Genomic DNA, 26580 nt, shown 5'->3' with positions numbered 1-26580 from the left:
AAACAGTAGAACATAAGCGCCTATTTCCATCTGTCCATACCGACTGTCAGGAAAGCGCTGGCACTCCTGGAGGACAAGAACTACATTAAAATTGAGGCTCCAAAAGCAGCTATGGTAACCTACATGGCTACCGCCGATGATTATCTGCGCAATATCGCTGTTCATCTGTCAACCTATAGGGACGGCATTCTGGACATGAGACAGATGAATCCGTTACTTTTGTGTCCTTTACTGGAGGCCGGCATAAAGCAATGGGATGAAGCAACCTGGGAGAAACAATGGAGTGAAATTAAAAACATTGACTTTGACGGAATGTCCCTTTCGATACGGCTGTACACGGCCGCCTTATCCTCCCTTTATAATGATTTAATTCTTACATTCTACCGAAAAATAAACTTCCATGCCCGTATACCATATCTGCGCAGTGAGCATGACATTATGAAAGGAATAATAGAAACGGTTGATACGCTCACAAAAGATGAAGTTGGAGCCTATCTTACCAATAAATTGGGAACAGTTTACATAGATGCTTTTGCATATATCCTTAAAATCATCCAAACGCTCTCCGCACAATTTCTGGAAGGTGAGTTTACCCAGATTCCATTTGAATGGGATTTTTACCCCAGACATTCTCAAATCCGTTATACATTGGGAGCGAAGATTATATTGGAAATTTTGTATGGAGCCTATCCCGTTGGAAGCTTTCTTCCCTCCCTAAGCCAGATGGTAAAACGTTACCAAATCCCACTCATCACCATACGCCGTACCCTGGCCTCTCTGTCTGACTTTGGTGTAGTAAAGTCCTATCAGGGGAGGGGAACACAGGTATGCCTTGGACATGAAAATGTGGATATAAGCCGAGTTTCTGTTCAGTTTGGTCTGAAACGCCTTTTAGAAAGTCTCCAGTTTCTGTCATTGACAGTTAGTAACGTTAGCCGTTTTACCTTTGAACAGGTTTCTGAAGAAGCATTATACGAATTTCTCCAGACTTTGAATCAAATCTATAAAGAGAAAAAGGACTATCTTATTGTGGATGTTTTTTTAACATTCATAACAAAGCATTGTCCATGTACCATAGTCTGCGAATGTTACTGTAAACTGGCGGAATGCCTCGCCACTGGATATCCCTTCATACTTTTAAAAATGAAGGGAGACAATTACAAACGATTATACTCCACTCGGATTCTCCAGACGATTCAATGTGCCGAATGTATGGATAGAGAAGGGATACTTGTGGGATGGAGTGAATTTTTTGAGGAACAGAGGCTGTGGTATAGAGCTTTTTTGTTGAAGAAAGGCGTTGATACCAGGATGCCGTAAAATTCTTAAATTCTTCATCATAGACGTCCAGAATTGTTGGCCGCTTGCGGAGTATGGTCACTAAATACTCTGTCTGGGAAATTTCCTTTTCAAAGGCTTTTTGATTTTGCAGCTGCCGCAGCCTCTTCCTGGCGTTTTCCAACTGCTCACCCAGCCGGTTTTGTTTTTCTATAAAAATAGCAGAGCCTATGCCTCCCTCTGTAAGTACCTTACTCAGCATATGACTCTGCATTTTAATTCCCTGTATTTGATTTTCGATTTGTTCGATTTCCCGCTCCTGCTCCGGATTAGTCTGAATCGCTTTTAAGGCGGCCAGCATGGGAATCAGTATCTCTTCGTAGTTGCTGGACAGGCGGTTCCAAAGGCGGACGAAGGCGGCCTGGATTAAATCCTCTCGAACCGCTTTTTGACTGCATTTTTTGCTGTCCTTGATATGCTGATAGCAGCACCACTGAATCTTCTCATACGGCTTTCCAATGTATATTTTCTGCCTGCGGAAGTTTGTTGCGCACTCTCCGCAGACAATCCGCCTGCTGAATACATATCGGTTAAGCGCTGGATGAGCTGGAGGTAGAGGAGCGGTTATTCTATCAGTGATGGAAAAACAATTTAAATATATCGGTCCTCTTATAAAAGAAGCACGCCAAAAACTAGAAATGACACAAGAACAGCTAGCTAAACATATTGGGGTAACTGCTCGTTGAAAGTGAACAACAATTTACCCGTTTGTTTCATCTTTTAAGTGACAGAGATAAAAACATTATACTTTCCACAATGCAGACAATGCTTGATTTAAAATAACTTATCTTAATAGCAGGAGCCAATCAAGTAGCAAATCAAGGTAGAGAAGATCGTTTAAATCACCTTCTCTACCTGATTATTGTTTGCTATTTTCCCTTAATTATAATACTGAGATACTAACATCCCTTCTTTTATACCTATGATAATCAGCCTAAACCTTTTCCTTCCTCTAACGGCGTAACCGACTTAACTGCTGCCTTTTCAAGCATATCTTCAAAAAACCTTACTCTTCCCGCCTGAGAATCTACCCCAATCACCAGAGCACGTCCTTCCTTGTGCCTGATTACTACCGTTATCGTATCGGCCGAGGTAGCTGAACCACCCAAAATGTTTAAGCTGCCTTCCTCTGCCAGCCCATGGGAAATCACAAATTCCTTTGCAAGTTCCTTTGCCAATTCAACTGTAACCGGCTTCTCGCTGTTTTTCCAGTCCGTATAACTTAGATGGATACCTTTTACGGTTCCCTCTTCTGTAAAGGACACATCGTACATAGGTTTTGTAGCAATATTCTCCATGTCAATCACTGTAGTTTCGTCAACTGTCCCCATATTAAGTTCATCTGGAAGGAAAGTTACCGCTACCTGCTGCTCTACATCGTATTCTGGCAGTGCCTCCATATGCTGCACATCAACAGAATATCCGGTTGTATCTGCCAGATTGACGTCGAAATATTTACTCAACGCCTCCTTTGCCGAAGCAATAAAAACATCATCTGATTTCACTTGACCGGTTTCCTCCCTGTTTCTGGCTTCCTCATTCGAATTCTGCTCTGACGTAACGTTATTCACTTGCTGCGTTTGAGGTGTCTGAGCAGAAACGGTCCCACAGCCCGACATACTGAATACAAGAACTCCCGCACAAAATACGCCTATCATTTTTTTCTCTCTTCTCATAGTCAATCTCCTTTTCTCTTTCAACCATTTATTTGGTATGGCGCTATTTTATCCGGGAATTGTTTCATGTTTGTAACATGGAAAAAGGATTTTAACTTTAGTTCCCTTATTTTCTCTGCTTTCCAGCATAATTTCAGCATGGTGGACTTTTACAATATCCGCGCAGATGGAGAGTCCAAGCCCTACCCCATTATTCCTCCTGCTTCTTACCTTATCCACCATATAAAAAGTCTCAAAAATCTTCGACTGTTCCTCCTCGGGTATTCCTGTTCCTTCGTCTTCAACCTCCAACACCACACGATTTTCTTCTTTCCATGTGGAAATTCGTATTGTATCACCGGACATGGAAGCTTTCCTTGCATTATCTGCCAAATTCCCGATGAGATTTAAAAGGAGATCTTTCTCCCCCGCCACATAAACCGGCTCATCTGGTGTATCAAATACCAGTCTCATCCGTGCCCGCTTTATGGATGGTTTTAACACAGCTTCTGCCTCCAACAGCACCTCCCTCAAATCAAAAGGTATCAACTTAAAATTGTGGCGTTCCAGAAATACGAGCTGGAGCATCATCTCCGATAATTTTTCAATCCGCTTTCCCTGCCTGAAAATTCGCTCTGCCAATTCCTGTGTGTCTGCCCCATCATTATCCGAGAACCGCAGTAAATCCGCATAGCCAACAATGGCTGTGAGCGGTGTCCTCAGTTCATGAGAAAAATTGTCTATAAAACGCCTCTGTTCCTCTGCCGTCTGTTGGAGCTCTGTTATTTTATCCTCAATGACCCGCGCCATCTCATTATAACGTTCTGCCAGTTCACTGATCTCATCCTTTCCCTGAACCGCTACATGACCTGTAAAATTGCTATTGCCCATTTTTCTGACTGAATCTGTCAAAAGGCGGATTGATTTTGTTAAATGTCTGGATATACCGTACATCCCGGTGGACAGAACAATGATAGACAGCAAAAAAAGGGTAAAAAAGTACTGGTACTGCCGACTGCGATTCCTGATAAACACTGTAATATCCATAAAGCTGGTATTCCTGTATGAGTTATCTTGAGCGGAAAACAGACTGGTCAGACGGAGAAAATATTTCTCTCTATATTTCAAAACCTTATATTGAGGAGCATAGACAACATCCCGCATCTCCATCACCGGAAGTTCAAAATCCAGATTACTGTACACAGGCTGTTCCACTCTTCTATAATCTGTAATCTCATAATAAACTCCCTGAATGGACGGGCGGTTTTCCATATATTCTCTCATATAGGCGTTCGCTTTTCCCATCCCTCTCCTGGAATCGCGTAAACTGCTGATGTAAAGATACCAGTTTAATCCTTCTGAAATACTTTTCTGCTCCTCCAGCAGCTGCGTTAAATTAATTTGAAACACTTCCCGCGCATTCTTCTCAATCAGCAGAATACCGGTCCCCATGTATACAGATAAGAAAAAGAGAAGCGGCCACAGACAGAACTTCTGCCACAGTTTCATGTCTCTGACACCTCAAATCTGTATCCAATCCCTCTTACAGATATGATATAATCCTCTAACCCCATCTTCCGTTTCAGACGCTGTACATGAATATCCACCGTCCGGCTGTCCGGATCATATTCTCCTCCCCATACCTCCTCATAAATACGTTCCCTGTAAAGGGCAATATTACGGTTTCTTAAAAATACCAGAAACAAATCATATTCTTTTGCAGTGAGTTCCACTAACCGCCCGTTTTTTTTAACTGTTCTCGACAACGTATCAATTTCCATTCCTGCCACCGAAATCCGGGACTGCGTTTTATAGTACCGTTTTAAAACAGCTTCCACACGTGCTGTCAGTTCGGCCAGTTCAAACGGTTTCGTAATATAATCATCTGCGCCCAGCTTAAATCCCTTTATCTTGTCCTCCAAACGGGCCTTCGCCGTAATAAAAATAACAGGAATTCCTAAATTCTTTATATACTCCATCAGTTCATAGCCAACCACACCGGGAAGCATAATATCAAGAAGAATTAAATCATACCGCTTTTCTTCCAGAAGCCCGGCGGCGTCAGTTCCGTCGTAAACACATTCACATTGATATCCCGCTCTGGTCAGCCCTCGTGATATGATATCTGCGATCATCTCTTCGTCCTCTATAATCAGGATTTTCAAACTCATCACTCCCTGGCTTTATTATTTCAATCTACGCTCGCTCCCTCGGCCTTCTGAAGCATAACATTAAGCTGAAATGTCTCCCCGCTGCATACATATTTCGCAGTTCCATAATACTTTTCCGAGCATCGCAGAATATTCTGAAACCCGAGTCCATGTTGAACCGTATCTTTTTTTCTGGTACGTGGACCTACGCTGCTCTCCGCCTCGAGCAAAACGCCATCGCAGCTATTTTCCACATTCATTAAGAACATGTTATTTTTACAGAAAGAGCTTATCTTTATATATGTCCTGGCCTCTGAATCCTTCTCCAGCAAGATCTCACAGGCCTCCAGGGCATTGTCCAGACTATTGTTCAGAATGATGCTCAGGTCAAACGCATCGATACCAAAATCTTTCGGGAAGCGGAATTCACTGTCAAACTGTATCCCCCGGTCCTTTGCCCGTCTGGCTTTCCCGTTGAGCACCACGTCCGTCACAGGATTGCCGGTATGGATGGAATAATTCAATGTGTCCAGCGCGGTACCGATCCCGGAAAAATAGCCTGCCAATTCGCTGTCTTTCTCCTCCACGTCAATTCCCTGCGCCGCCAGTAAGCTCTTGATATCAAAGAGACAATTCTGCATATCGTGCCGCATGGAACGGATACCTGTGTAAAGTTCTTCAATCTCTTTGATATGGCCCTGCATCTGATTCACCTGGTTTTCCAGGATTACTGCCCGTTGCTTTTCCTCCACATAGACGACAAGCTTCTGATAAATTGTATAAGCGTACAGGATACACAGGAGGGAGGCCACCGCCATTAGCGGAATCATAAAATATAACGTCATGCTTTGAAGCGGGTCGTCCCATGTTGCCCAGTCAACAAATACGGAATTCCACACCAGGAAATAAGCTGCTCCTGTAAAGATAGAATAGACAATCGCTGCAAATGCCGGCGTCAGCAAAAAATACAACTCGCTTCGGGGAATTCCTTCTGTATTCTGATTTACTGCACGCGCCAGTTTTCTGACAGAGAGGACTATCACTGCGCAGGAAACAAACAGCATCAGACATTTCTCCCAATCTAAATAAATGTTTACGATTTCTGACGCATTTATGGAAGCAGCTGGATCTTTCATGTAGGAATACAGGCAAAGCATCTCTGAGTTTTGGGGAAGCTCCAGGTAACTGCTGATCTCCTTAAAAAATAATTGTCCATAGGTGTAAAGTGTCTGGCACAATCCGAAAACAGCCTCGAATGTAACCGCAGCATATACCTTTTTGCTGAATTTCCCTTTGCAGACAAGACAGATAACTGCCAGTAAGAAAATCATTTCCATAACAGGGAATAAATAGTATAGACCGCGCGGCAGCCGAATCCACCACCGATACTTGAATAATGTAAAAAAGAGTACCGCCAGCAGGAAATGATTCACCCAGTGAAACCGTTCCAGTCTGGGTTTCAGAAACCGTTTTAGCAGGTATACAAGACAAATACTTGCTGTAAATGGAAGCAGGAACGATATATAATTAGAGAGCGCCACATTATTGATTGCATGATAGGAGCCAAATTCTTCAGTAAACTCCTCTTGCGTCAAAGTCGTACCATAGGATTCTGGCATCTCCTCCACCTTATAGCCATATTCCGAATCCGGGTCAGGCACCAGCAGAGAGCCGGTGGTTTCCGGAATATCGGATGATTCGGACTTCTCCAGAAGGGGGACGGATTGTATCAAAAGCGTATCCATGTTATCATTCCTTTCCTCTGCACTGGAGTACAGACATTAATAAAACATTTTCCATTAAATTTTTCTACCTGCCAAGCTGGGATTTATTAAACTTCTCTTATCGGAAAATACATATAGCCCTTTCCGGTTGCTGGGTCGGTATAATCGTGAACTGCTCCGACCAGAGAAATACCCTCCTCATTCATTTGACCAATGGTTTCTTCAAACACTCCATTATGGTTTTCAACAACTATATATTCATAACTTGGTATTGTCCATTTTGTCCATCCATCAGGTGCTTCTGCATGATCAATACATTCCACTCCAGCCAGATATAAGCCTTTACGAAAGCCATCTTCCCAGGGCTTAAATGAGTGAGAAATATCAGACATAGCACCCCATATTCCCACAATACTCCCGTTTGCGTCTTTCTTCGCCAGATGTGCTACTTCACTAAAATGACTATTTGCATCATTCCACAATTTCTGAATAAATCCTTCGCCATCTAATGTTGAGCCCTCTTTGCCAATGACAATAAATTCTTCCTTTATCACCTTAAACATTGTATACCTCCTCCGCATATTCCAATTTTTCAAAAACAATTCCTTATGAGAAATGCTTATTTTTTGTTATAAACTCCTTTTCACTTATATAAGCGTATAAGATCATTCACTAGTATTTCATCATTTGTAAATTGAATTTTATTATTGCTTAAAAATCCATCCAATGATTGTATTGTTTTTTCGTTAATAGAAATTTTCCATCTTTTGCTTAATTCTTTTTTTAAGCTGATATAAATATCATTTTTTAATGGCTCATATACGATGGAACACAGCGTATTTTTCTGACTGGTTTTGCTTAAAATATCAAAGGCTTCGTTTATTCCAAAGCTGCGGATATTATTTTGAATATATTCATAAGCACAAATATATCTATCGGCACCTACACCAGATACTTCATTATAATTTACTTCCTTAAACTTTCCATTTGGAAAATTTGTCATAATAATAAAATCATTCTGAATAGGGCTTACTGTATTGATACCATTTCCTTCTTCCAGAATAAACGCATCACCAGTTTTATCAGCAATCATAGTATGTAATCCTAAATCCGGGAATAACGGATTTCTGGGATATGAGATTACCCTTTTACCAAGAATTTCAAAAAATTCAGATGATTTTCTTGTTTTCTTTAGTGCCTCATCAAAAATATCAAAGGCACCCCAATCATTTTCGTCACAACCTGATTTAAAACCTGGACCATATTCTACTGCCTGAGTGCAGATAAAAAGACCCTCACTATTAAAATAAGCGATATCTCTGTATCTGTTATTTAATAAGGCTGAAAAATAAAACAGGTTCCTTTCATTAGAAGTATTGATTTTTAGTTTTAAATCAATTTCATTCGTATCGAAATTCATACCATAAATAGCTTTTTCCTGATGGTATACTGCAAAACTTGTACACATATTGAAGCCTCCCTTTCATGTATAAATATGAGTTCCTTGTCAATTCCAACGATGTTACTTTGGATGCGGCCGTTACTTATATTTCGCCATAAAACCAAATTTCACACTTATAACATCCATCTTCATCATTTAACAATCTATTTAGTTTTCTTTTTTGACCTTTGGTTTTTGGATTTTTCAAGCACTATCTCCTCGACAACCTGAAATTTAGCTCTCAACTTTATTAAATATAACCGTTTGCTCTTTCATGGATATTTTTCCGACTTGATAACCATATTCCGTAAGCTCCTTTTTGTATTTCAAAAAGGAATGGTCTATCGCTATCCCTGCTATTTTTGCAATTTCATCAAAAGTCAATGTGAAAGTCTGGCTTCCATTATCCTGTACATATTTCCATAAAGCATCATATTTACTCATCAAGTTTTTCTCCTCACAAATTCAAATGTGCACATAATGATTGATTAACTGTTCTTAGAAAAATCCGCTTTATAAAGCGGATAAACATTCTTCACAAACATGCGCAAGTTCACAACCCCAATCACACCAAAAACAATTCTGGCAGCAAGTTCTGGTACGCCGAACAGGACAATTCCATTCATATCACCGCCGTCAAAGGAACCACATAACACCGACAGATAGATAGGATCACAAAGGAGCATGCCCAATGTAATATAATAAAATGCTGCTTTTGCAACTTTGCTTTTTAACTGCAGGATGCGCCCCGTTAAAAAAATCAACATATAGCCAACAATGAAGGTAGCCAGCCCGCCAGCGATAGAAAAAGCAGCAACTTGCAGTTCCGACATAGCATCTATATCTGCTGCCACCTGTACACCAGGAAAAACGAGCTTTACACGCTCAAATGTTCCCATACAAAGTGCAGTAATCAAATGGGCTCCCTCATGGACGAGATAGTAGCAGACAACCGTCAAAAAAACACCCGTCCATTTTCTTAAATTAGCCGACATGGCAATCTTCCTCCTGCTCCAAATTCTATATCGTTTAATCTTATTCATTACTAACAGGAATCACTTCCATTTTCTTACTTAGCCAGCGTTTTTTATTTCCGTAACACAATGATTACCAATGTGATAATGGAAAGTATCGCTATTACAGCATAGACGCAATAAAATACGTTTTGAACAAGCAAACTGGGATTGTAAAATTGGCCTTTAAATGCATTCGTGGCACACAGGAATATTGTTCCTATTATGCATAGAGTTAGTTGTATAAATAGTAAAACACACCCGGTTCGATTTACCAACATTCTTTTGTGAAAAATAAAAACCAAAACAATACTCGCACAAAATAGTACTGTTAGAATAGGTTCAAGTGATGCCAGTTTCATTACTATTGAAATAGGAACTTCCCATTCAGGCCCAGCTTGATTTAATCTAACGACCTCAACCATTAGAACCTCATATGCAGTCATCAGCAAAACAACAACGATTAGCATAACCAACCTCCTATCGCAAGTTTCGTATGCTTCCTTGTTTTTATTTATATTGCGGAACGGTTTCCACAGTCATACCGCTGTCTTCAAAGTTCTGGAGGTTTTTTCTCAGACTGGGGTACTCTCTGTAGCCACGGCTGCCATCGATAAGGCCCAGCTCCAGTAAGTCCACCGATTCGGCCTGGTTTAAATCGACGCCGGTGTAAGTCGTAAGTTTACCGTCCCCGACCTCGAGCCTGTCATAGATGCCCTTTGCCCGCATCTTCTTCTCAGTCTCCGCCATCAACAGGGCGAGCTGCTCCTCGGAAAGTGCAGCAGTATCGAAGGACAGGGAATCGATCATGAGGCAGCCAATCACGATGTCGCCGCGGGCCGCGATATAATATACACTCTCCTGCTCCTCAGCAGAGAGGGTACAGGTGGACATGGTGAGGTCGGTGTAGTCATAAAAGCCGCCGGTCAGCAGGTTCATAAACCCCATGTTTTCAATCCCGTCGATCCCATCTTTCTGTCCCATAGTCAGTTCACGTTCCCCAGCGTCACCCATGACTGCCTGCTGGACGCCCTGGCCCAGCCACCCGGCGTAGTTGGAAAAGGTGTCGCTATCACCGGCGACCTGAGACTGAATGGCAGCGTTCATGGCTTCCTGGATGGCGGCATCCTAGTCCAGATTTTGAACCCTGACGTTCAGTACGTTGGAGTCTGCTTCGGAAGCCCCCAAGATCTCAAAAGACATCTCGTCCATTCGTTCAGCATACGCGCGGTAGACCTCGTCCAACTCTGGGACACTCTCTCCACCCACAGCAGTGAACACGCGGGTGAGATGGTTGTTCTCCGCAAGATAGGTGCTGGCCTTGGCAAAATCCTCAGACTGCATGGCAGTCAAGAATTCGGTGGCGGTCTCCTCCGGCCCCTTGCTCTGGCAGCCGGCAAGCAGCCCCGCGCACAGTGTCAGCGCCGCCGCAAGGGATACCGCCTTTTTTAATCTGTTATGTTTCATTTTGATTTCTCCCCCTTAGCAGAAGCATTTTGCTCCTGCTGTTTTATGTATAATATACATCTTTATTATACAGTAGACGGCCGCCCCCAGGGCTCCAGCTCATTACCCTAACGATATCATTTCATAACAGGTGAGACTATCAATTAATGATTGTTATAAAACATCTATTATATAACCGTAGAAAAGCTTTCTGAAAAATACTGAGAAAAGCAGCACACAATTCTTTTCATTACAAAACTCCCCACTGTCTGCTTACTTATACGCAACCTTCACTCCGTCCAATGTATCATCTGCATTAAAAGATACGGTCAACGAATAATGCTTCCTCTTCCATGTATAATCCATGACATCATTGCTGCCCAGACCCTCTGTGGCATCTGTATATTGGCCCAGTGCAGCCGTCAGGCGTTCCATCGTCAGTTCGGAGAGCCGCACCGCGTCTTCCTCAATCCCTTCTACATAAACCATGTCCTTGTTTTCATTATTTGCATGTATGGTTATGCTTTTTACGGAACATTTCCCGGCAGCGGTTCCATAATCCGATGTCCGGCTGAAAACTGCCGTTCCCATCTTTACGCCGTCTAAACTGAGCGTGCAGGAAACAACTGCCTGTTTCGTTCCAATCTTGTCGTCCGGTTCCAGGACATCGCCCTGATCCATCGGCTTAAATTCCTTCACCTCAAACCCATTATCAAAAAAGTCCTTGCCATGGCTGGTTCGTGGGTCTAAAACTGCATTCCCCGCTGCTATCTTAAAAGGCTCTCCTGTTGAAACGGGAAGCTTGGAATATGTGCCTACCCCTATAATGACCAACAGCGCCACGATAGCTGTGATCAATTTTTCTCTGGAAGTTCTATCTCCCTTTTTTGCTCCGTTCTGTGCATTATCTCTCGCTCTCATACAATTTAGTCTCCCCTCATCCTCTGCCCTGGAAATCTGCTCATTCCCTGTAAAACAGTTTTTTTCACCCAGGCTGTATTTGCTTCTATATTCAGTACTCCGCCACCACTGCCATGATTATAACAAATAGTTATTTTCCTGATTCGCAATCTGCAGGGTAACTAATCGATAGGTTGCGTATCCGCTTGTAACCAGGGGCTCCATTTTACAAAGTTCTTCTGCTTCCTCACGGCTTTCTGTCTTTAAGATATACATACCTGCCATTCCCGGATAATCTTTAAACACGCCACAGATTTCCAGTTTCCCCTGATCGTCCAGCCTTTTTATGTTCTCAACATGTTTGGAAATTATCTCCATTGTCATCTCATCGTAAGACTTTCCCTTCTCGATTATCACCATGTACATCAATTTTTCCATACTCAATTCATTTTCCCCCGTTCTCCTGTCCAGATTTTCCTCTCTCATATGATTATCCCCGCGCTCTCATTCCGCCAGTACGGCACCATCGGCGGTATCGATTCCAGGGCATCGGTTCGCCAACTCTTCCTGAAGCGCCCTGGCCGATTCCTGCGACGTCTCTGCCCATGCAGTCTTATTGTCTTTGCTCATCAGATTGATTGTCAGATAATGGGCCTTTTTGTGTGTTTTTCCAACTTTAATATAATATGTGTTATCCTTTAAGTGCGCCTCTGTAAGCCGGTCAAGTTTCAGCACACGGGGCATATTATTGTTGTAAAGGCAGATATAATCCCTGGTCAGGATTCCATCCTTCTGTCCGGCCGCAAAGGATTTCAGCTTTCCAAGGTGAATTAAAATCAGGCTGTCCGGCTCCATCGCCTGTCTGTCGAATTCCCTTACCTCCTGCTCGCTTAAGCCCCCGGCTTTGGCAACGATGCGGATCCAGTCGTCTGCGCTTTTTCTCATGCCTTTTACTATGACATGGATAAGCGCTCCAAATCCAATGGCCAGCAAAAGGAAAAAGACAGAAATCCCAATACCAAACCCCAGCATATCTTCCTCTGCATCCCTGATGATTTCCTGTGTCATGTTGATGGACCAGACAAAACCGACCAGACTGCCTGCCAAAAAAAGTCCTATAAGAAACAGGCTCAGGAACGCATTCGCTCCTTTCTGTGTCTTCTTATGGGCCGCGAACACGGATCGTTCCGGATAATGCTTTTCCCTATATTCTCCATTCATATGTTTTAAATACAGTTCTCTGTTCTGAGCTTCCATTTACCAGTTTCTCCTTCTGTTATACCTTTTTTAATAAGTTTGTTCTATCATACCAATGTTACGAAAACTTAATATGCAAAAAAGCCATATCCCATTTTTACATTGTAAATCCCAAAACAAGATAATGTGTCAGGAAGATTTCCGTCTGCATCCGCAAAATTCCAGCCCGGATACCAGCTGAGGAAGTCCTCCGGAAGCCCCTCCTTCCCCGTCTCCGGCAGATACAAACGGTATTCCGTGCCCTCCTCAAGACCATACGGATTGGACGCTATGTGAAGAATGCCGTCTTCAATCCATTCCTCTCCGGATTCTTTTTCGGTTGTGATTTCAGAGAGCGTCATAGAGTATGTATTTTCGTCTATCTGCACGACGGGATCGAACCGTCCGCTAAAATTGCAGATATATTCCTTTCCATGAGGATACGCCTCCCCACTGTCCCCCATATCAGAATCACAATATTCACCGTTAAATGAGCCATCCTGATTCAGTGTGATGACGGTATACCATGCGCCTGCCCCGCTGCTAAACCTAAAGTCCAAGGGAAATGCGGCCGGAAGCTCCGATTTTTCCTGCGCGGCGCTCTCCGTCTCGGAACTGACGGTGTCTGCCGCTTCCTCGGACGGGATGGGGGCTGTAAGTGTCTCCTCCTCCGCCGTTTTACCTGTAGGAGTAATACCTTCTGTAGAAGTAATACTTTCTACGGGAGCAATATTTTCTGTAGAAGTAATACTTTCTACAGCAACCTCTGCTGGTACTTCTTTGTTCCTGCAACCATTTAGGCACACCAGGCTGCCTGCAACGACAATCATTATTAATCTAGTTTTGATTTTCTTCAATTCTGTCTCCTTCTTTCAAAAATGATAATCCGAATATTCTTTTTTAAGTCAACATCCAGATTCCCACGGCGCCTGCCAGCAAAACAATTCCTATCCCCAGGAAAACAGGGCCTATCAACCGTTCTGCAGCGCTCCTATGGTCCGCAAACCGAAATTCCTCCGGTTTCTCAGGATTATAATAAATCGTATACACTTCATCCAAGGGATAGGGACGCGGTTCACCATTGCCGCAGACCACCTGTTTCTGGTCCCCTCCTGTCCAATACTCCAAAACCGGCTGATAAGTGTATGTAGGAATGTCACCGGGCCGTTTAAGATGCACGGGACTCTTTCTATTATCAATCACCTTCGCGGTAGTCATTACCGTACATACCTTCTCTTTTTTACGTGTCTGCCACATATACCCGATGCCTAAGAGAGAAAATATCGTTCCACCAGTAAAAGCAGTAAAACCGCACGCCGTCCGATCTGAAATCAGCGGAAAAAACGGAAAAACCATGAAAGGAGCTACAAAAAACACTTCCCATATGAATATCTTTCCCTCCCGCATTCTTTTGGGAAAACTGATGATCCAGGCAGATAAGACAAGGAAAAACATGAGAAACCAAAGAAGCGCCGGAATCGCGTCTTTGAGCCATTTGGGGTCTTTTCCATAGGCAAGCCCCATCCCTGCTATATAGGCGGCTCCCATGACCAAATCCAGGAAAACTGCTTTCCATATCAATTTTTTCCTGTATACGGCAATTCTCTCATTTTTAATCTGGTATTCGTTCCATGCCGCCTCCCCTATGGATTCCCGCCACTGCCGTTCAATCTCCATTTTTCTCTGGCTGCTTCTTATCACTCTTTTATCCTGTCCATAGCCCAATACATACTCCATGCCAATGAGAACAATCAGGCAGATTAATATGTTAAGTGAATTGATAGCCTCCTTCGCCACCCCAAAGACATAGGCTACCAAGAAAAGCCATACGATAAAGATTCCAATTGTCCGCCAATATCTTCCAAAATATCGTTTATTCATCTGCCTCTGCCCCCTGGTTTTTGTTTTCATTTATTGGTACATAGAAAGTATCTTTTGGGCCTTTCCTTTTAAAATCTCCCTTGCCTGGGCAGGCTCTATTATTTCCACATATTCACCAAAGGAAAGCAGATAAAGGAATGTCCACTCATTGAGCTGGTAGCGGAACGATACTTCCAGGGTGCCGTCATCCAGTTTTTTAATGTACTTCTCCTGAAATTCATCGTAGACTTTATACGCAATTTTTTCAAAAAAGTGTAATTTGAATAACGGTATATTGTATTCTTCTTTGTACGCAGGCGTAAGGGAAAAATCCTGCGGCAGTTCGCGTTCAAACAACTGGTTTGTAACCTGAAGTTCTCTGATACGGGACATTTTATAAGTACGAATGTCATCTTTATGAAGAGACCAGGCAACAAGATACCAGGCATGTGATTTAAAAACCAGTTTCAGCGGCTCAACCGTCTGAGCGGTTACCGACAACTCTGTATTAAAATAAGTGAATGTAATCACATACTTATTGATGATTGCACGCTCTAACGCTGTGATATTGACCCGTTCCTTTTCAGGGCTGCCCCAATAGGAGAAATCAATCTCTAACCATTCCGACTGCATGTTGTGGCTGAACAACCCGGCTACCTTGTTCAGGGTTTTATCCGCATCCGGGTAATTGGATGATTTCAGGATCTGTAACGCCTGAATCATATTACTTTGCTCCGCCTGGGTGAAGTAGGATTTGTCCAATGAAAAACCTTGCAGCAGGGACAGCCCTCCTCCATATCCTTTTTGTGATGTGATTGGGATGCCCGCAGCCGAAAGTATATTGATGTCCCTATAGATCGTGCGTGTGGAGGCACCGAGTTCCTCTGCCAGCTGTTTCGCTGTCAGGTTGTCACGGCTTAACAGCAAAAATACAATTTGTATCAGTCTGTCTATCTGCATATCATCCCTCTGCCTGTCTGACTGCTGCGGCAAGCTGCTTTAATCGGTTCAGACCATCGGAACTGTCCCCCAGCTGTTCTTCAAGTAACGAACAGGGAAACTCCGTACACTCCGCACAATTTTTACAGGCTTTCTCAACACCGCATTTTCTTATTTCGCAGTCCCCGCACATTTTTTTAGATGTAAACTCAGTATGACAGCCGAAACAAACCATATCTTCTTTTGAAAATTGATAATCATCCGTCGAATACGCTTTTGCCAGTCTGATTTGTTCTGCTGTATTTTTGCTGACAGAGGCAGTATAAATAGGACATTCGTCGCATTTTAAACCGCAATATGCTAATTCCATGAAAACATCCCCTCTCCTAAATATTTGTCATGCGGCGCTACCAGACATCTTTCAATCGACTTCCAATAGCTGTCGTAGAGATTTTTTTGTGCTGCCCCATAGCTTTCTTTCGTATCAAACTCCCAATAGAGCATATACTTGACGCTTTTCACGATGCGCGTGATCTTGGGCGGCGGCAGACCTTCTTTAATCTGCTCCATGTCGATATGGTATTCTCTCTTTACGAACCGCAGTAAGAGCAGCCCCTTTTGCTTTTCCAGAAACTCTTTTGCTTCCAGCATCAACGCCTCGAATTCATCAACCTTTTGCGGTTTGACTTGATAAATACATAGTTCAGTAAACGGCATATTCCATTCCTCCTTTGTCTCAGATGAGTTTATCATGAGAAATGCGACATCAGCGTGTCGCATTTCTCAAAAAACAAGAATAATAATTCCACTGGTTATTTCTTATCAGAAAGAATTTTAGTAATAATCTCCTCTGGCGAAGCATCCAGGGCAAAACCTATTTCATCTGAATTAAATATGTAATCAGTAATATTATTCAATCCCGTTTCCACTTTCAGAACTTTGATAAAAAAGTCTAGGGCTGCCTCGTCATACTCTACCCTGCAGACTTTATAAGCAATTTCTGAAATCTGTTCATCCGTTAAGCCGGTTTTCACCGGTTTTGGAAGTAACGCCATTCTTGCCGCAGTTTCCAGAGACGTATAGGACCGATATGCCATAAATTGCTTGATTGCAATTCTCTTTTTTCCTGTAACTTCCCGCAGCTTTTTTTGAAGACCAGCAAGTTCCTTTTTGGCCGCCGGATCATTTTCACAATCGTCCAGTGCTTCGTATTTCCCCGTCACTTCGCATTTCCCCGTCTCTTTACACCTCACAGCGGACAGCCGCTACCCCCATTCGCAAAAGTTCTGTTTCAACCAGTTCCTTTGAGAGATAAAGCGCCCTTATTCCGTTTTTCAAAAGCGTATGCTGCATTTCCTGAAAAGCCCCGGGGATAGGACCAGTACATTCAAAGTCCGCCCAGGTGTGAGCCGGAATCTTCTCCACACTTAATTCTTCCGCAACCGGTCCTCCATCATACATCATGCCGATCGCATAGACAAATTCGTTCGCCTGCGGATTTTCACTCAGGCAAAGCCCAAGCAGTGCATCTCCAAAGATCCCTTCCTTCGGATTCCGTTCAAACAGCTCAAGCATAGTTTCATCTCTCCAGCACTCTCCCCAAAACTCTGGCAGCTGCCTGTTGCTGGTCTCCAAATCACAGGAAAATTTTTTTTACAATAACCTCTAACTCACCCATCTTTTCAATTCTGTACTTCATGGTACTGCCTCCGTCTAAAATAAGTTTTACGGAAAGGCGTGAAAAGGATTTTAACTTTGCTCTGCCCGACTTCGCCTGTACTGGCGTTATCCCATGAAAACGCGAAAACGCTCTTCCAAAACTCTCCGGCGAATCATAGCCATACTTAAGAGCCACATCAATCACCTTTATATCAGTAGACGCAAGTTCACTGCCGGCAAGTGTGAGCCGCCTCATCCTGATATATTCCCCCAGAGAGTATCCGCACAAAATTCCAAATACCCGCTGAAAATGGTACGGTGAATAATTTGCCTGTGCCGCAATATCCGCCACCTCCAGTTCTTCTGTCAGATGACTCTCAATATAGTCGATCGCCTTCTGCAAGCCGCTGATCCAGTTCATCCCCTCATCTCCTTCCGTATAGCCCTATTCTATCCTGTCATCGCAGATTCATCCTGATTTTTTATGCTCCCGAATGTCAGTATACCACGGTCATACACCACCTGCTCGTTGTTGTTCATACACCACGGTTCCTGTCAGGTTTTCAGCCTACTTTTCTTCGTAAAATGCCTCAAGAACTTCAGTCAGTTTCTTCGGCGCCTCCACATTCCCTTCATGCCCGCAGACTTCCAATATCTCTATTCTCGCCCCTTAAATCTTCTCTGCCATTTCTTCCTTGTTTGACATTCTTAACATATAATATTCATTCTCATAGCTAGGACAACTTTTATATACATCAACCATCATGTTAATCCCCCTCGATAATTTTCAATATTCCAGCTCGATAATCTGGAAGTTATAGCACTACAGCTTGCCCATTAGGATAATCCCCTATCCATGCACAAGGGAAATATCCATCTTTATAGATTTCCAACAGGGTACTGAAAACCCCTGTTTATTAGTATTTTTTCTATACACGCCCATGATATATCTCATAGCCATTAGATTCCCTTAATGGGTAGAAAAACCACTTGAAATTCTTGGCAGACAACAAGCATATCTTCTGAAAAATTCATATGGATCTCTGCCAGTTCATCCGCGAACGCCTGCGCGTGGACCGTTCTCCAGTATGTTAAGCTCCGATCTCCTTCTCCCTCCTTATAGGCATGTTCCGCACTCACCTGCATAAAAGGTACTACAGAAACGCGGGTCGTCTTTATGACACACACAGCTTCCCCATTGGTACGCAGTATGACATTGTGCTCTCCTACTTTGGGCAATTCGCATTTTTCATATTCATAAAATGGATAGGCAGATGCAGTAGCCGTTTTCGCTCCCGATACCGTCAATTCTGCCAGTAAATCCGGTGTTTTGCTGCTATAACACCACGCTTCATAACATTGTTCCTTGTAAGATGGGTTTTCCCGAATATAGGCTGCCCACATTTCTTTTTCAGTCATTGTATTTCCTCCATAGTAATTCATACCCATCCGGGCACACCGTAACTTAAATGCTCCACATGGGCGTGCTCTGCACGAAAAGGCAGAATATTTTGTGTCCTCTGATGTCACAAACTTTGTTGAAGCCATTGTATCATAGAGTTCCACTGCGTGATTTTTCAACAAATTCCTTAATCCTCACACTGTCCGGTAAATGAATCATATGATGATATGTCAATGGCAGAAGAATGAGTCCCGTAACGGTATAACTCCCCCAAAACTTCTTAAGCCATATGGATTTTTTCACCTCCAGCAGGCCACCCTCACTGACCAGACGTGCCAAAGACTCGTCAGAAGGCTTCCGTTTCAAATCACCGGGCGTGAGTGATTTTAACAGTTCACGAGTCTGACGCCCTACTGCGTTCCGGTAATTGATTAACTCCTGCTTTTTTACCTGTTTACTAAAGCCGATAATCTCATCATCCGTCATGGCATTCCCGGTGTCCTTTACGGAAACGTTCAGCCTTTCCATCCATTCATCACTAAATATCTGCGGCTTTTCTGCAATTAGAAGGTTACCCACCAGGTCTTCGATTCTTGCGATATGCCATAAATGCCACGCAATGGTTTCATCCTTTTCGGTAGGCATGATGCTGTAATCCTCGTCCTCCAGTCCATCCAATAATTCGTCACAAAACGTAGGTACAGAACTGGAAGAAACCTCGCCGGTGTGAGTCATTGCATGGATTTCAAGCGCCAGCTCCATCGCAGATTGAAAATTCCTGGGAGACTTGATTCGCCTCCGCAATTCATCTAATCTAGTATTGTAATCATTCTCTATATCAACCATAGGCGGCCTCCTTGTATATAAATTTCTTCATCTCATTGTGGTTGGATCAGGTATTTTACATTAAATGTTCAAACACTTCATTTCCGACAGAACTTTTTCCGTGTTCCATGCGAGGTTCCCTGAACCAGCCCCTGACAGTGCAAGGCTACGCACGATTTTGCCGTCCTGCATGAACAACACCCTCTGCGCCCTCGCCGCGACCTTCGCATCGTGCGTTACCAATAGAATGGCTGTGCCAGCCCGATGGATTCCCGAAAAAAGCGTCATGATTTCATCGGAGGACTTCGAGTTCAGCGCGCCTGTCGGTTCGTCCGCAAACACGATTTTCGGGCTGCTCATCAGCGCACGGCAGATGCCCGCCCGCTGGAGCTGGCCGCCGGAAACCTGTGTGACGTCCCGCTGCTCCAGCTCCGCGATGCCGACCTGCTCCATCAGAGTCCTGGCCCGGACAGTCAGCTTTTTCACATTCCTGCGGTGATCCCGCATCTGGGGCAGAAGAATGTTGTCGAGTATGTTCAGATTTTTCAGCAGGGTGGGCTGCTGGAAAACGAAGCCCATCTTCGTTCTGCGCAGGTCCGTCAGCGCGTCGTCTGAAAGCCCGGACAGCGGTTTCCCCTCGAATGTGACCTCTCCCATGTCAATCCCGTCCATCCCGCTGAGCGCGTAGAGCAGCGTCGATTTCCCGGAGCCGGAGGCCCCCATCACCGCCACGAATTCCCCGCCCCCTATCTCCACCGAAACGCCGTCCAGCACCTTGCGGCGCTCGTCCCCGCTTCCAAATGATTTTTCAATTTTTTCACTCACTAATAATTTACCCATGGTCTACTCCTTTATGGCCTGTGAAATCCGGATATCGTGGATTGCCGCGGTTCCCACCGCAATGGCGATGAGCGCCGTAAGCAGCATAACCAGCGGGCAAAACAGATACGTTGCAGGCAGGTTCACGACAAACCGGAATGCCGCCGCCCCGATCATGGATATCGCTGCCGCCGCCAGCTTTTCGCCCAGCGTTCCAGCAAGAACCGTGCCGCAGACAATCCCAGCGGCCAGCACGGTGACGGCCCGCCACAGGTACTGTTTTTTAACGTCTGTATCGGTAAAGCCCATGGCTTTCGTCACCGCGATGGAATAGCGGTCCTTTGCCACCAGCATCTTCAAGAACAACAGCGTGACAAGCAGTGTGATTGCTGCGGCAACAAGAACGGACACCAGCGACGCGGTTCGCACACTGCGCAGCGTCTGCCCAAAAGTCTGCGCGATATAGTCCTCGATGCCTGATATCTTGGCGAACGGGAAGCGGCTCCCATATTCCACTTTTTTGCTGTCAAGCTGGTTCGAATCCTTAAGGCTTATGCAGACGGTGCTCCATACCGCCTTGGTAGAATCGTCGGAGAAAACCGCTTTCGCCGTCTTTCCGCCGTTTGTGATGTCCGAGTAGATCCCGCAGACCGTCAGGGTTTTCTCCCCATCGGCGGTCAGCAGGGTCAACTCGTCGCCGACCTCTTTTTCCCATTCCTCCGCACACAAGACCGACAGAGAAATCTCCTGTTCCGCGAGCGGCATCCGCCCGCTTACGCACGCTACCGGGAACACCGCATGGTCGCCCAGCTCCACTTTACTGTTTTCCGTGGTTCCATCCTCCAGCCTGACACCAAAGGTTTTCGTCGTCAGCACGGCAAACTCGGAAACCGCCGAATCCGCTTCCAGACAGGCTGCAATATCCGCCACCTTTTCCCCCATCCGGTCAATTTGCTGCAGATCCATGCGCAGATCGCAGCGCCCTACCCCCATGTAGGTAATGAAATCCTTCGCGGAGATGGTGTAATACAGGTTTTGCGGCACAATCATGATAAATACCGCCAGAATCACGACAATGAACATCGTCCCATAGAGCCGCTTCCTGATCCATACATCCTGCATGCCGAGAGACAGGTTGAGGGGAATACCTCCGCCCAGCCGGACGGTTTTCGCGCCCGCCTGGTTCTGCCCCGCCATTCCGAATCGAATGGCTTCTGCGGCGGAAATCCTGCCAAAGCGCCGCAGATTGGCGCTCACGTAGAGCAGCACAAAAAGGAACAGGAGGAGGACACCGGCCAAACCGAGCAGAAACGCGGCCGTATCGTTGCCGCTGCTGCCAAGGTTTTGGCGGATGCCCCCGGTCATCAGGCGAACAAACAGCAGGGAGAGCCCAAATCCCAGGACGCATCCCGCCGCCAAAATCGCCCCATAGGTTGAGAGGTACAGACTGCGTATGTCCGACACGCGCATACCGATCGCTTTCATAGTGCCAATTTCCCGGTAGTCATCCTCAATTTTAGCGAGGAGCGTAAACCGGATACACAGGAGCGCAATCAGGATTACGAGGATGCCCACCAGCAGAACCACCGCAATCATGATACCGTCCGAAATGGCGCTCATCATGCGAAACAGCGGCCAAGTAAGCGCGGGGCCATTGGCCGGAAGTCCGGCCGCGCTGTAGGCGGCAGTGAACGCTCCTAAATGGGACCGATCGTCGAGACAGAATTCAATCAGGTATTCCACCGCGCCGAACGGCTCCAGACGGGCGTAATCCGCCTCGCTTACCACAAACCGTTTGGAGGACGCGAGGGCGGAGTTCATCTGGGAATCCCGGACAAAACCGGCAATGGTAAACCGCAGCCCGTGGATGGAGATGGTATCGCCCAGCTTCATCACTCCGTCCTTGCGGTAGAAAACAGGGGCGTACACTTCACCGTCCGCAGGGCGGACCGGGACGCCGTCAGCGTCCAGGAGAAAATCGAACTGCCCGCTCTGTGTGCAGAATCCGTTGTCCTGCAGCGAGCCGGAAAGTGTTCCTCCGTTTATTTCAATGCTGTCATTGTCCATATTGAGGAATCGGACCACCTGAAACTGCGAAACCTGCGCCTGCTCGGCGGCGAAGGCTTCGAGCCTGTCAAGCTCCAGTTCGCCGGTGTGCATCTGCATAAAGTGCGGCGTCCTGGCGTCCTGCATCAGCCGGTCGATGGAACCGGACAGGTTCGCTCCAAGAACGGCCGCTGACGACAGCAGCATGGCCGCCGCACTGACAAACAGCAGGAGCATGAGCGCTACCGCTTTGTTTCTGGCGATGTCATTCCAAATCATTCTGCTTTTCATAAACGCTCCCTTTCTCCAGTCCCCGAATCGATTTGATTCCAAAAAGGAATACTGCGGTTACACAAAGAAACAGTCCCGCCATTGTGATAAGAAAGCCGATTCCTCGTCCGGCGCCGACTCCGAAAACCGTTCCCACCGTTCCCGCCAGCGCGCCGCCGGGGAGCAGCAGAGGCGTAAATAAGTAATCCGCCAATACCCCGGATAGGGCATAGGCCGCCACATAGCCAAGCTGGGAGATGAACCCGATCAGCCCCCACGCCCTGCCCTGCAGGTTATTGTCAATATTCGTCCGAAGCAAAAAGTCAAGGCTTGCGTTGGCGAAAGGAAACATGGCGAATAGCAGGAAGCCGGAAATCCCAATCATCCAGATGTTTTCCCGCAGGCCGAATACCGCCATAAAGACACCCGACCCGAACAGGGAGAGGCTGAGCATCCGGGCATAGCCTTTTTTGATGGAAAGCCCGCCCAGTACGATGCTGGACGCCAGCATCCCCAGAGCGATGACGGTCATGAGCGTTCCAAGTGTATCGCTGCCCGTGAAGCTTAAGATCATCGGTGAGGCGAGTGTCTGGATGATACCCAGGCAGAGTGTAACGACAGAACCCATGACCACCAGCGTCATAACGCCTTTTTTTCCTGTGACGGCCCGGAAGCCGTCTTTAAACTCCGAAACAAAGGACGATGCCTGATTTGTTTTTTTGCTTGGAAGCCCTTTGCGTACCGCCAGAGTGGTGGTGACGGTAACGAAAAAGGTGCCGATATCCAAAACAAGCAGCAGCCGGATATCGGAAATGGTCAGAAGGAAACCCGCTAAAATGGGAGAGATTAAATACTTGGCGCTCCCCGCCACCTGAACCAGACCGCTGGCCTTGCTGTACTGCTCCGGTGTGAGCAGATCGGTGATGGTCGCTTTATAAGAAGGCTCCAAAAGAGAAGTGAACACCGAACTGACAGCGACTCCCGCGCAGATTTGCCAAACCTGTGCCTGGCCGCGCGTCAGACAGACAAGGATATACAAAAGACCGATGGCCGAGAAGCTGTCTCCAATCACCATCAGGAGCCTGCGGTCATAGCGGTCGGCAAGCACTCCGGCGGGGACACTTAAAAGCAGGGAGGGCAAAAAGGCAAGTAATGTGACAAGGGCCATATAAGACACCTGCCCGGTCTGCTGGAATATATAGACTCCCAAACCGAAGGAGGTCAGCCCACTCCCGATAGCGGAGATAAAGTCGCCGGACCAGAGCAGCAAAAATTTTCTGAATTGGTTCAAAGTTCCTCCTTTCTTTCAAACAGTTTCGTGAAAAAGCTCAGCCGCCCCTGCTCCACACCCAACATCCGTTCCAAATGGAACGTAAACGCCTCAATACGGGCAGTAGTTTCCGGCTCCGTCAGCTCAAAAACACCATCGTCAAGAACCGTTTTCAGATAGATGACCGCCAGTTCCATACACGCAAGGGGGTAGGGCGTTTCAAACAGCCCCTCTTTAATACCGTCTTCTATGATGCCCGCCAGTATAGGAGGAACCTGCTGCATCGTGATCTGATTAATTTTTTGCTGCATGAGCGCGTTTTGTGGCTTATGGAGATGTTCCGTCATGGGGCCGCCTTCCTCACCGATGTGGAGCGCAGTAATCGTGCGGACAATCCGTTCCTCCACCGGGACGCTTTGATCTGCCGCTGCCTCACGGGCCGCTGACAAAATTTTCTCCATCTGCCGGTCAATGAGCGCATCCATCACATCCTCCTTGGACTTGAAGTGATGATAAAGGGTGCCCCTTGCAATTCCCACTGCGTCTAAAATATCATTGGTGCTGGTATTGTCAAAACCCTTTTTCATAAACAAAACCGCCGCCGCATCCAATATTTCATTTTTCCGTTCCGTTGCTTCCTTGACAATTCTCATATTTTTCGTCTCCTTTCTACAGACCGACTGTCTGTCTATTGAAGGATAGCATCTTTTCATCTACCTGTCAAGCAGGGAATTTTATTTGCAGAGGAGTAATTTTACTGCAGAGCGTTATCCCTTCTATCAGGAAACGAAAATCTACATTTCTATTACCTCATGCGGAATTTTGGCGAGAAAGTCCGCTTCCTCAAGATTGGAAAAATACTCCCGCACAGCTATTTGAAGCTGTTCAAGAGAAATAATATCCCGTTCTCTTGGGGTATATTTACCGAACGGTGTGACAAGATCGACGCGTTCGGTATTCGTGCAGTCGGGATTTATCAGTGCATACGCCCTGCGTCCTCCCAGATTGAACCAGGCCTCGCAGATGAACTGATCTCCGACACCGTAGAACTGAAAAAATCCGTCATGGGATTCAAAAATCACATGATTTTCTTTGCCCTCCGCCACAAGAGATATGTAATAATCCGCTTCTTCAAAGGTAATTCTTTCAGTTTTTTCACCGCTTGCCGTTTCGACATCAGGCACTCGCAGCACTCCTGTTTTCGGCATCTCACCTTCTGCGACAGAGAACACCACGTCAACAAAGCTTTCAATACCATCGTCCGCACCGTTAAGAATCCGTTTGTGAGCTTTGGTAAGCGGTGAAACGGTAGTTCCGCTGCCGGGAATACCGAGGATCGGAAGTCCATCGTCCTCAATCCAGACAAATCCCTTTTCAGCCAGCCCGGAGCGCAAAAGCATCTCCCCAATATATGATCCGAACAGAACCGCAACATTCCACAAAGTTTTTGCGCCGTCGTCACTGTCGTACTTGTCAAGACAGTCATGGCAGTCTCCGAGAAAATCATCGACATCTTTAGCGCTTTCTCTTGTGTAATCAAGGGTTATTCCACTGTGCATGGCATACTGCACCGCGTTCTCCGCAATACTTTTAGCAGCATCATTGAAATCTTCCATCTGAACTTTCCTCCTATTTATCTTCGCAACGGTACAACTTGAGATTTATTTTTACCATCACTTGGCTATTTCTTAAACAAATTTAGCAGCCATCTTATTCGGCCGCCTATATTAAAAACACGAAATCCGAACAGTCTTATTGGTTTTACTTCTTTAGGAAATAATATTTCTTTTAAATTTCTCATTGATTACTACCATATTCCTCTCCAAAAACATTTTTAATAATGCTTTTTATTCAACTTTTTAAAAATAACTATATCGCATAGTAGTTTTCTACATGAATACGGTGCATTAATAAATTAAAGTTTTCTAATCCCACAAACTGGAATTTAATCAATTATTGTTTTCCAGTTTTCTGAATGATATGCTTCAAAACACATTTGTATTTGTTCTACATTATTTTTTTCTAATGCTAATTGAGGTAATTCATCAATACCAAAATATTTACTTTCTATTGTTTCAATGTTTTCTAAAAAACTTCCACCAACAACAGAGCAAAGTACAAAAATTTTACATACCTTGTAAGCATAAATAGGCAAATTATGTTTTTCTCTATCTTGTACGGCTATGACCAAATCAGCAGACACATCTAAACCTGCTTCTTCTTTGACTTCCTTAATTGTATTTTCCTTTACTGACACATCAACATCACACCATCCACCTGGTAGTGACCATGTATCATTTTTTTCATGTACTAACAAAATTTTATCTTGTTGAAAAATAGCAGCTCGCGTATCAATTTTAGGTGTTTGGTAACCTATTTCATTACAGAATAAATCTTTTACTTTTTCTAAAGGAATTCCTGTTTTATGACTAATCATTTCAGCGGAAATTTCTCTAATTCTCTCATATCTTTCCGTATCAAAATTATCTTTTGCATAGAATAGCCCTGCTTGTGCCAAACTCTGTAATTCTACCGCCCATTTTAACCATTGTTCATTTGTGTTCATATATCAATTACCTCGTCAAAT

General features: G+C 45.0%; 32 protein-coding genes. 3 read left to right on the top strand and 29 right to left on the bottom strand.

Translation table 11 applies throughout. The features are described 5' to 3' along the window. Positions 1-111 precede the first annotated feature (111 nt). Both I2H39_RS29120 and I2H39_RS28820 read left to right on the top strand, forming a co-directional pair. Complete coding sequence (locus I2H39_RS29120) at positions 112-1320, top strand: GntR family transcriptional regulator (RefSeq protein ID WP_243281784.1); 1209 nt, start codon at positions 112-114, stop codon at positions 1318-1320. 596 nt (positions 1321-1916) lie between these two features. Beyond that, the gene (locus I2H39_RS28820) at positions 1917-2024 is read left to right on the top strand and encodes a helix-turn-helix transcriptional regulator (protein ID WP_207739884.1); all 108 of its coding nucleotides are present in this window, start codon (positions 1917-1919) and stop codon (positions 2022-2024) included. 243 nt (positions 2025-2267) lie between these two features. Here I2H39_RS28820 and I2H39_RS07215 read toward each other — a convergent pair whose 3' ends face one another. After that, positions 2268-3014 carry a hypothetical protein gene (locus I2H39_RS07215; RefSeq protein ID WP_195626137.1) on the bottom strand — a complete coding sequence of 249 codons (747 nt, stop codon included), beginning with the start codon at positions 3012-3014 and terminating at the stop codon, positions 2268-2270. 48 nt (positions 3015-3062) lie between these two features. After that, positions 3063-3947, bottom strand: a complete 885-nt coding sequence (locus I2H39_RS29110) for a HAMP domain-containing sensor histidine kinase (RefSeq protein WP_243281783.1) — start codon at positions 3945-3947, stop codon at positions 3063-3065. 110 nt (positions 3948-4057) lie between these two features. Here I2H39_RS29110 and I2H39_RS29105 point away from each other — a divergent pair, with 110 nt between their 5' ends. After that, on the top strand, positions 4058-4225 hold the full coding sequence (locus tag I2H39_RS29105; RefSeq protein ID WP_240305840.1) for a hypothetical protein: 168 nt from the start codon (positions 4058-4060) through the stop codon (positions 4223-4225). Positions 4226-4498: 273 nt separating this feature from the next. Here I2H39_RS29105 and I2H39_RS07205 read toward each other — a convergent pair whose 3' ends face one another. From I2H39_RS07205 to I2H39_RS07075, 27 genes are all read right to left on the bottom strand, one after another. Beyond that, entirely contained in the window at positions 4499-5164 is a 666-nt protein-coding gene (locus tag I2H39_RS07205; RefSeq protein WP_330640819.1) for a response regulator transcription factor, read from the bottom strand. A 20-nt stretch (positions 5165-5184) separates the two neighbouring features. Beyond that, complete coding sequence (locus tag I2H39_RS07200) at positions 5185-6876, bottom strand: sensor histidine kinase (RefSeq protein WP_207746773.1); 1692 nt, start codon at positions 6874-6876, stop codon at positions 5185-5187. Between the two features lie 98 nt (positions 6877-6974). Then, on the bottom strand, positions 6975-7430 hold the full coding sequence (locus I2H39_RS07195; protein WP_138307646.1) for a GyrI-like domain-containing protein: 456 nt from the start codon (positions 7428-7430) through the stop codon (positions 6975-6977). Between the two features lie 80 nt (positions 7431-7510). After that, complete coding sequence (locus tag I2H39_RS07190; protein WP_195626134.1) at positions 7511-8335, bottom strand: choloylglycine hydrolase; 825 nt, start codon at positions 8333-8335, stop codon at positions 7511-7513. A gap of 207 nt (positions 8336-8542) precedes the next feature. Beyond that, positions 8543-8752, bottom strand: a complete 210-nt coding sequence (locus tag I2H39_RS07185; RefSeq protein WP_138307643.1) for a hypothetical protein — start codon at positions 8750-8752, stop codon at positions 8543-8545. Between the two features lie 44 nt (positions 8753-8796). Beyond that, a complete protein-coding gene (locus I2H39_RS07180) occupies positions 8797-9303 on the bottom strand; it encodes a hypothetical protein (RefSeq protein WP_195626133.1) in 507 nt (168 codons plus the stop codon). A 528-nt stretch (positions 9304-9831) separates the two neighbouring features. Then, on the bottom strand, positions 9832-10428 hold the full coding sequence (locus I2H39_RS29100) for a hypothetical protein (RefSeq protein WP_227146816.1): 597 nt from the start codon (positions 10426-10428) through the stop codon (positions 9832-9834). A 21-nt stretch (positions 10429-10449) separates the two neighbouring features. Further along, positions 10450-10788, bottom strand: a complete 339-nt coding sequence (locus I2H39_RS29095; protein ID WP_227146815.1) for a hypothetical protein — start codon at positions 10786-10788, stop codon at positions 10450-10452. A gap of 252 nt (positions 10789-11040) precedes the next feature. After that, positions 11041-11688, bottom strand: coding sequence for a hypothetical protein (locus tag I2H39_RS07170; RefSeq protein ID WP_195626132.1), 648 nt, complete (start codon positions 11686-11688; stop codon positions 11041-11043). Positions 11689-11805: 117 nt separating this feature from the next. Then, positions 11806-12153, bottom strand: coding sequence for a YciI family protein (locus I2H39_RS07165; protein WP_330640818.1), 348 nt, complete (start codon positions 12151-12153; stop codon positions 11806-11808). A gap of 18 nt (positions 12154-12171) precedes the next feature. After that, on the bottom strand, positions 12172-12924 hold the full coding sequence (locus tag I2H39_RS07160) for a hypothetical protein (protein WP_195626131.1): 753 nt from the start codon (positions 12922-12924) through the stop codon (positions 12172-12174). A gap of 68 nt (positions 12925-12992) precedes the next feature. Beyond that, a complete protein-coding gene (locus tag I2H39_RS07155) occupies positions 12993-13760 on the bottom strand; it encodes a hypothetical protein (RefSeq protein WP_227146811.1) in 768 nt (255 codons plus the stop codon). Positions 13761-13803: 43 nt separating this feature from the next. Next, on the bottom strand, positions 13804-14784 hold the full coding sequence (locus I2H39_RS07150; RefSeq protein ID WP_138307637.1) for a DUF3592 domain-containing protein: 981 nt from the start codon (positions 14782-14784) through the stop codon (positions 13804-13806). 30 nt (positions 14785-14814) lie between these two features. After that, positions 14815-15723, bottom strand: a complete 909-nt coding sequence (locus I2H39_RS07145) for a YafY family protein (protein WP_195626130.1) — start codon at positions 15721-15723, stop codon at positions 14815-14817. Position 15724: 1 nt separating this feature from the next. Next, complete coding sequence (locus tag I2H39_RS07140) at positions 15725-16072, bottom strand: DUF3795 domain-containing protein (RefSeq protein WP_138307634.1); 348 nt, start codon at positions 16070-16072, stop codon at positions 15725-15727. Then, positions 16063-16419, bottom strand: coding sequence for a hypothetical protein (locus I2H39_RS07135; protein ID WP_138307632.1), 357 nt, complete (start codon positions 16417-16419; stop codon positions 16063-16065). The genes I2H39_RS07140 and I2H39_RS07135 overlap by 10 nt, the downstream gene beginning before the upstream one ends. Positions 16420-16514: 95 nt before the next feature. Continuing rightward, the gene (locus I2H39_RS07130; RefSeq protein ID WP_195626129.1) at positions 16515-16925 is read right to left on the bottom strand and encodes a hypothetical protein; all 411 of its coding nucleotides are present in this window, start codon (positions 16923-16925) and stop codon (positions 16515-16517) included. Positions 16926-16944: 19 nt separating this feature from the next. Beyond that, positions 16945-17277, bottom strand: coding sequence for a hypothetical protein (locus tag I2H39_RS07125; protein ID WP_240305393.1), 333 nt, complete (start codon positions 17275-17277; stop codon positions 16945-16947). Positions 17278-17338: 61 nt separating this feature from the next. Beyond that, the gene (locus tag I2H39_RS07120) at positions 17339-17782 is read right to left on the bottom strand and encodes an AraC family transcriptional regulator (protein ID WP_195626127.1); all 444 of its coding nucleotides are present in this window, start codon (positions 17780-17782) and stop codon (positions 17339-17341) included. A 539-nt stretch (positions 17783-18321) separates the two neighbouring features. Further along, entirely contained in the window at positions 18322-18780 is a 459-nt protein-coding gene (locus I2H39_RS07110; RefSeq protein WP_195626126.1) for an ASCH domain-containing protein, read from the bottom strand. Between the two features lie 133 nt (positions 18781-18913). Beyond that, the gene (locus I2H39_RS07105) at positions 18914-19609 is read right to left on the bottom strand and encodes a DinB family protein (protein WP_195626125.1); all 696 of its coding nucleotides are present in this window, start codon (positions 19607-19609) and stop codon (positions 18914-18916) included. A gap of 60 nt (positions 19610-19669) precedes the next feature. Beyond that, complete coding sequence (locus I2H39_RS07100; protein ID WP_195626124.1) at positions 19670-20428, bottom strand: ABC transporter ATP-binding protein; 759 nt, start codon at positions 20426-20428, stop codon at positions 19670-19672. Between the two features lie 3 nt (positions 20429-20431). After that, positions 20432-22744 carry an ABC transporter permease gene (locus I2H39_RS07095; RefSeq protein WP_195626123.1) on the bottom strand — a complete coding sequence of 771 codons (2313 nt, stop codon included), beginning with the start codon at positions 22742-22744 and terminating at the stop codon, positions 20432-20434. Next, a complete protein-coding gene (locus I2H39_RS07090; RefSeq protein ID WP_138307620.1) occupies positions 22719-24014 on the bottom strand; it encodes an MFS transporter in 1296 nt (431 codons plus the stop codon). Before I2H39_RS07090 ends, I2H39_RS07095 begins: the two co-directional genes overlap by 26 nt. Continuing rightward, the gene (locus tag I2H39_RS07085) at positions 24011-24646 is read right to left on the bottom strand and encodes a TetR/AcrR family transcriptional regulator (protein WP_138307618.1); all 636 of its coding nucleotides are present in this window, start codon (positions 24644-24646) and stop codon (positions 24011-24013) included. Before I2H39_RS07085 ends, I2H39_RS07090 begins: the two co-directional genes overlap by 4 nt. A 141-nt stretch (positions 24647-24787) precedes the next feature. Continuing rightward, a complete protein-coding gene (locus I2H39_RS07080) occupies positions 24788-25609 on the bottom strand; it encodes a hypothetical protein (RefSeq protein ID WP_195626122.1) in 822 nt (273 codons plus the stop codon). A gap of 329 nt (positions 25610-25938) precedes the next feature. After that, a complete protein-coding gene (locus I2H39_RS07075) occupies positions 25939-26559 on the bottom strand; it encodes an NUDIX hydrolase (protein WP_138307614.1) in 621 nt (206 codons plus the stop codon). Between the last annotated feature and the right edge of the window lie 21 nt (positions 26560-26580).

It is taken from the genome of Clostridium sp. 1001283B150225_161107_B6, assembly GCF_015556325.1.
Taxonomy (GTDB): domain Bacteria; phylum Bacillota; class Clostridia; order Lachnospirales; family Lachnospiraceae; genus Enterocloster.
This window is presented reverse-complemented; position numbering and strand designations above follow the sequence as displayed.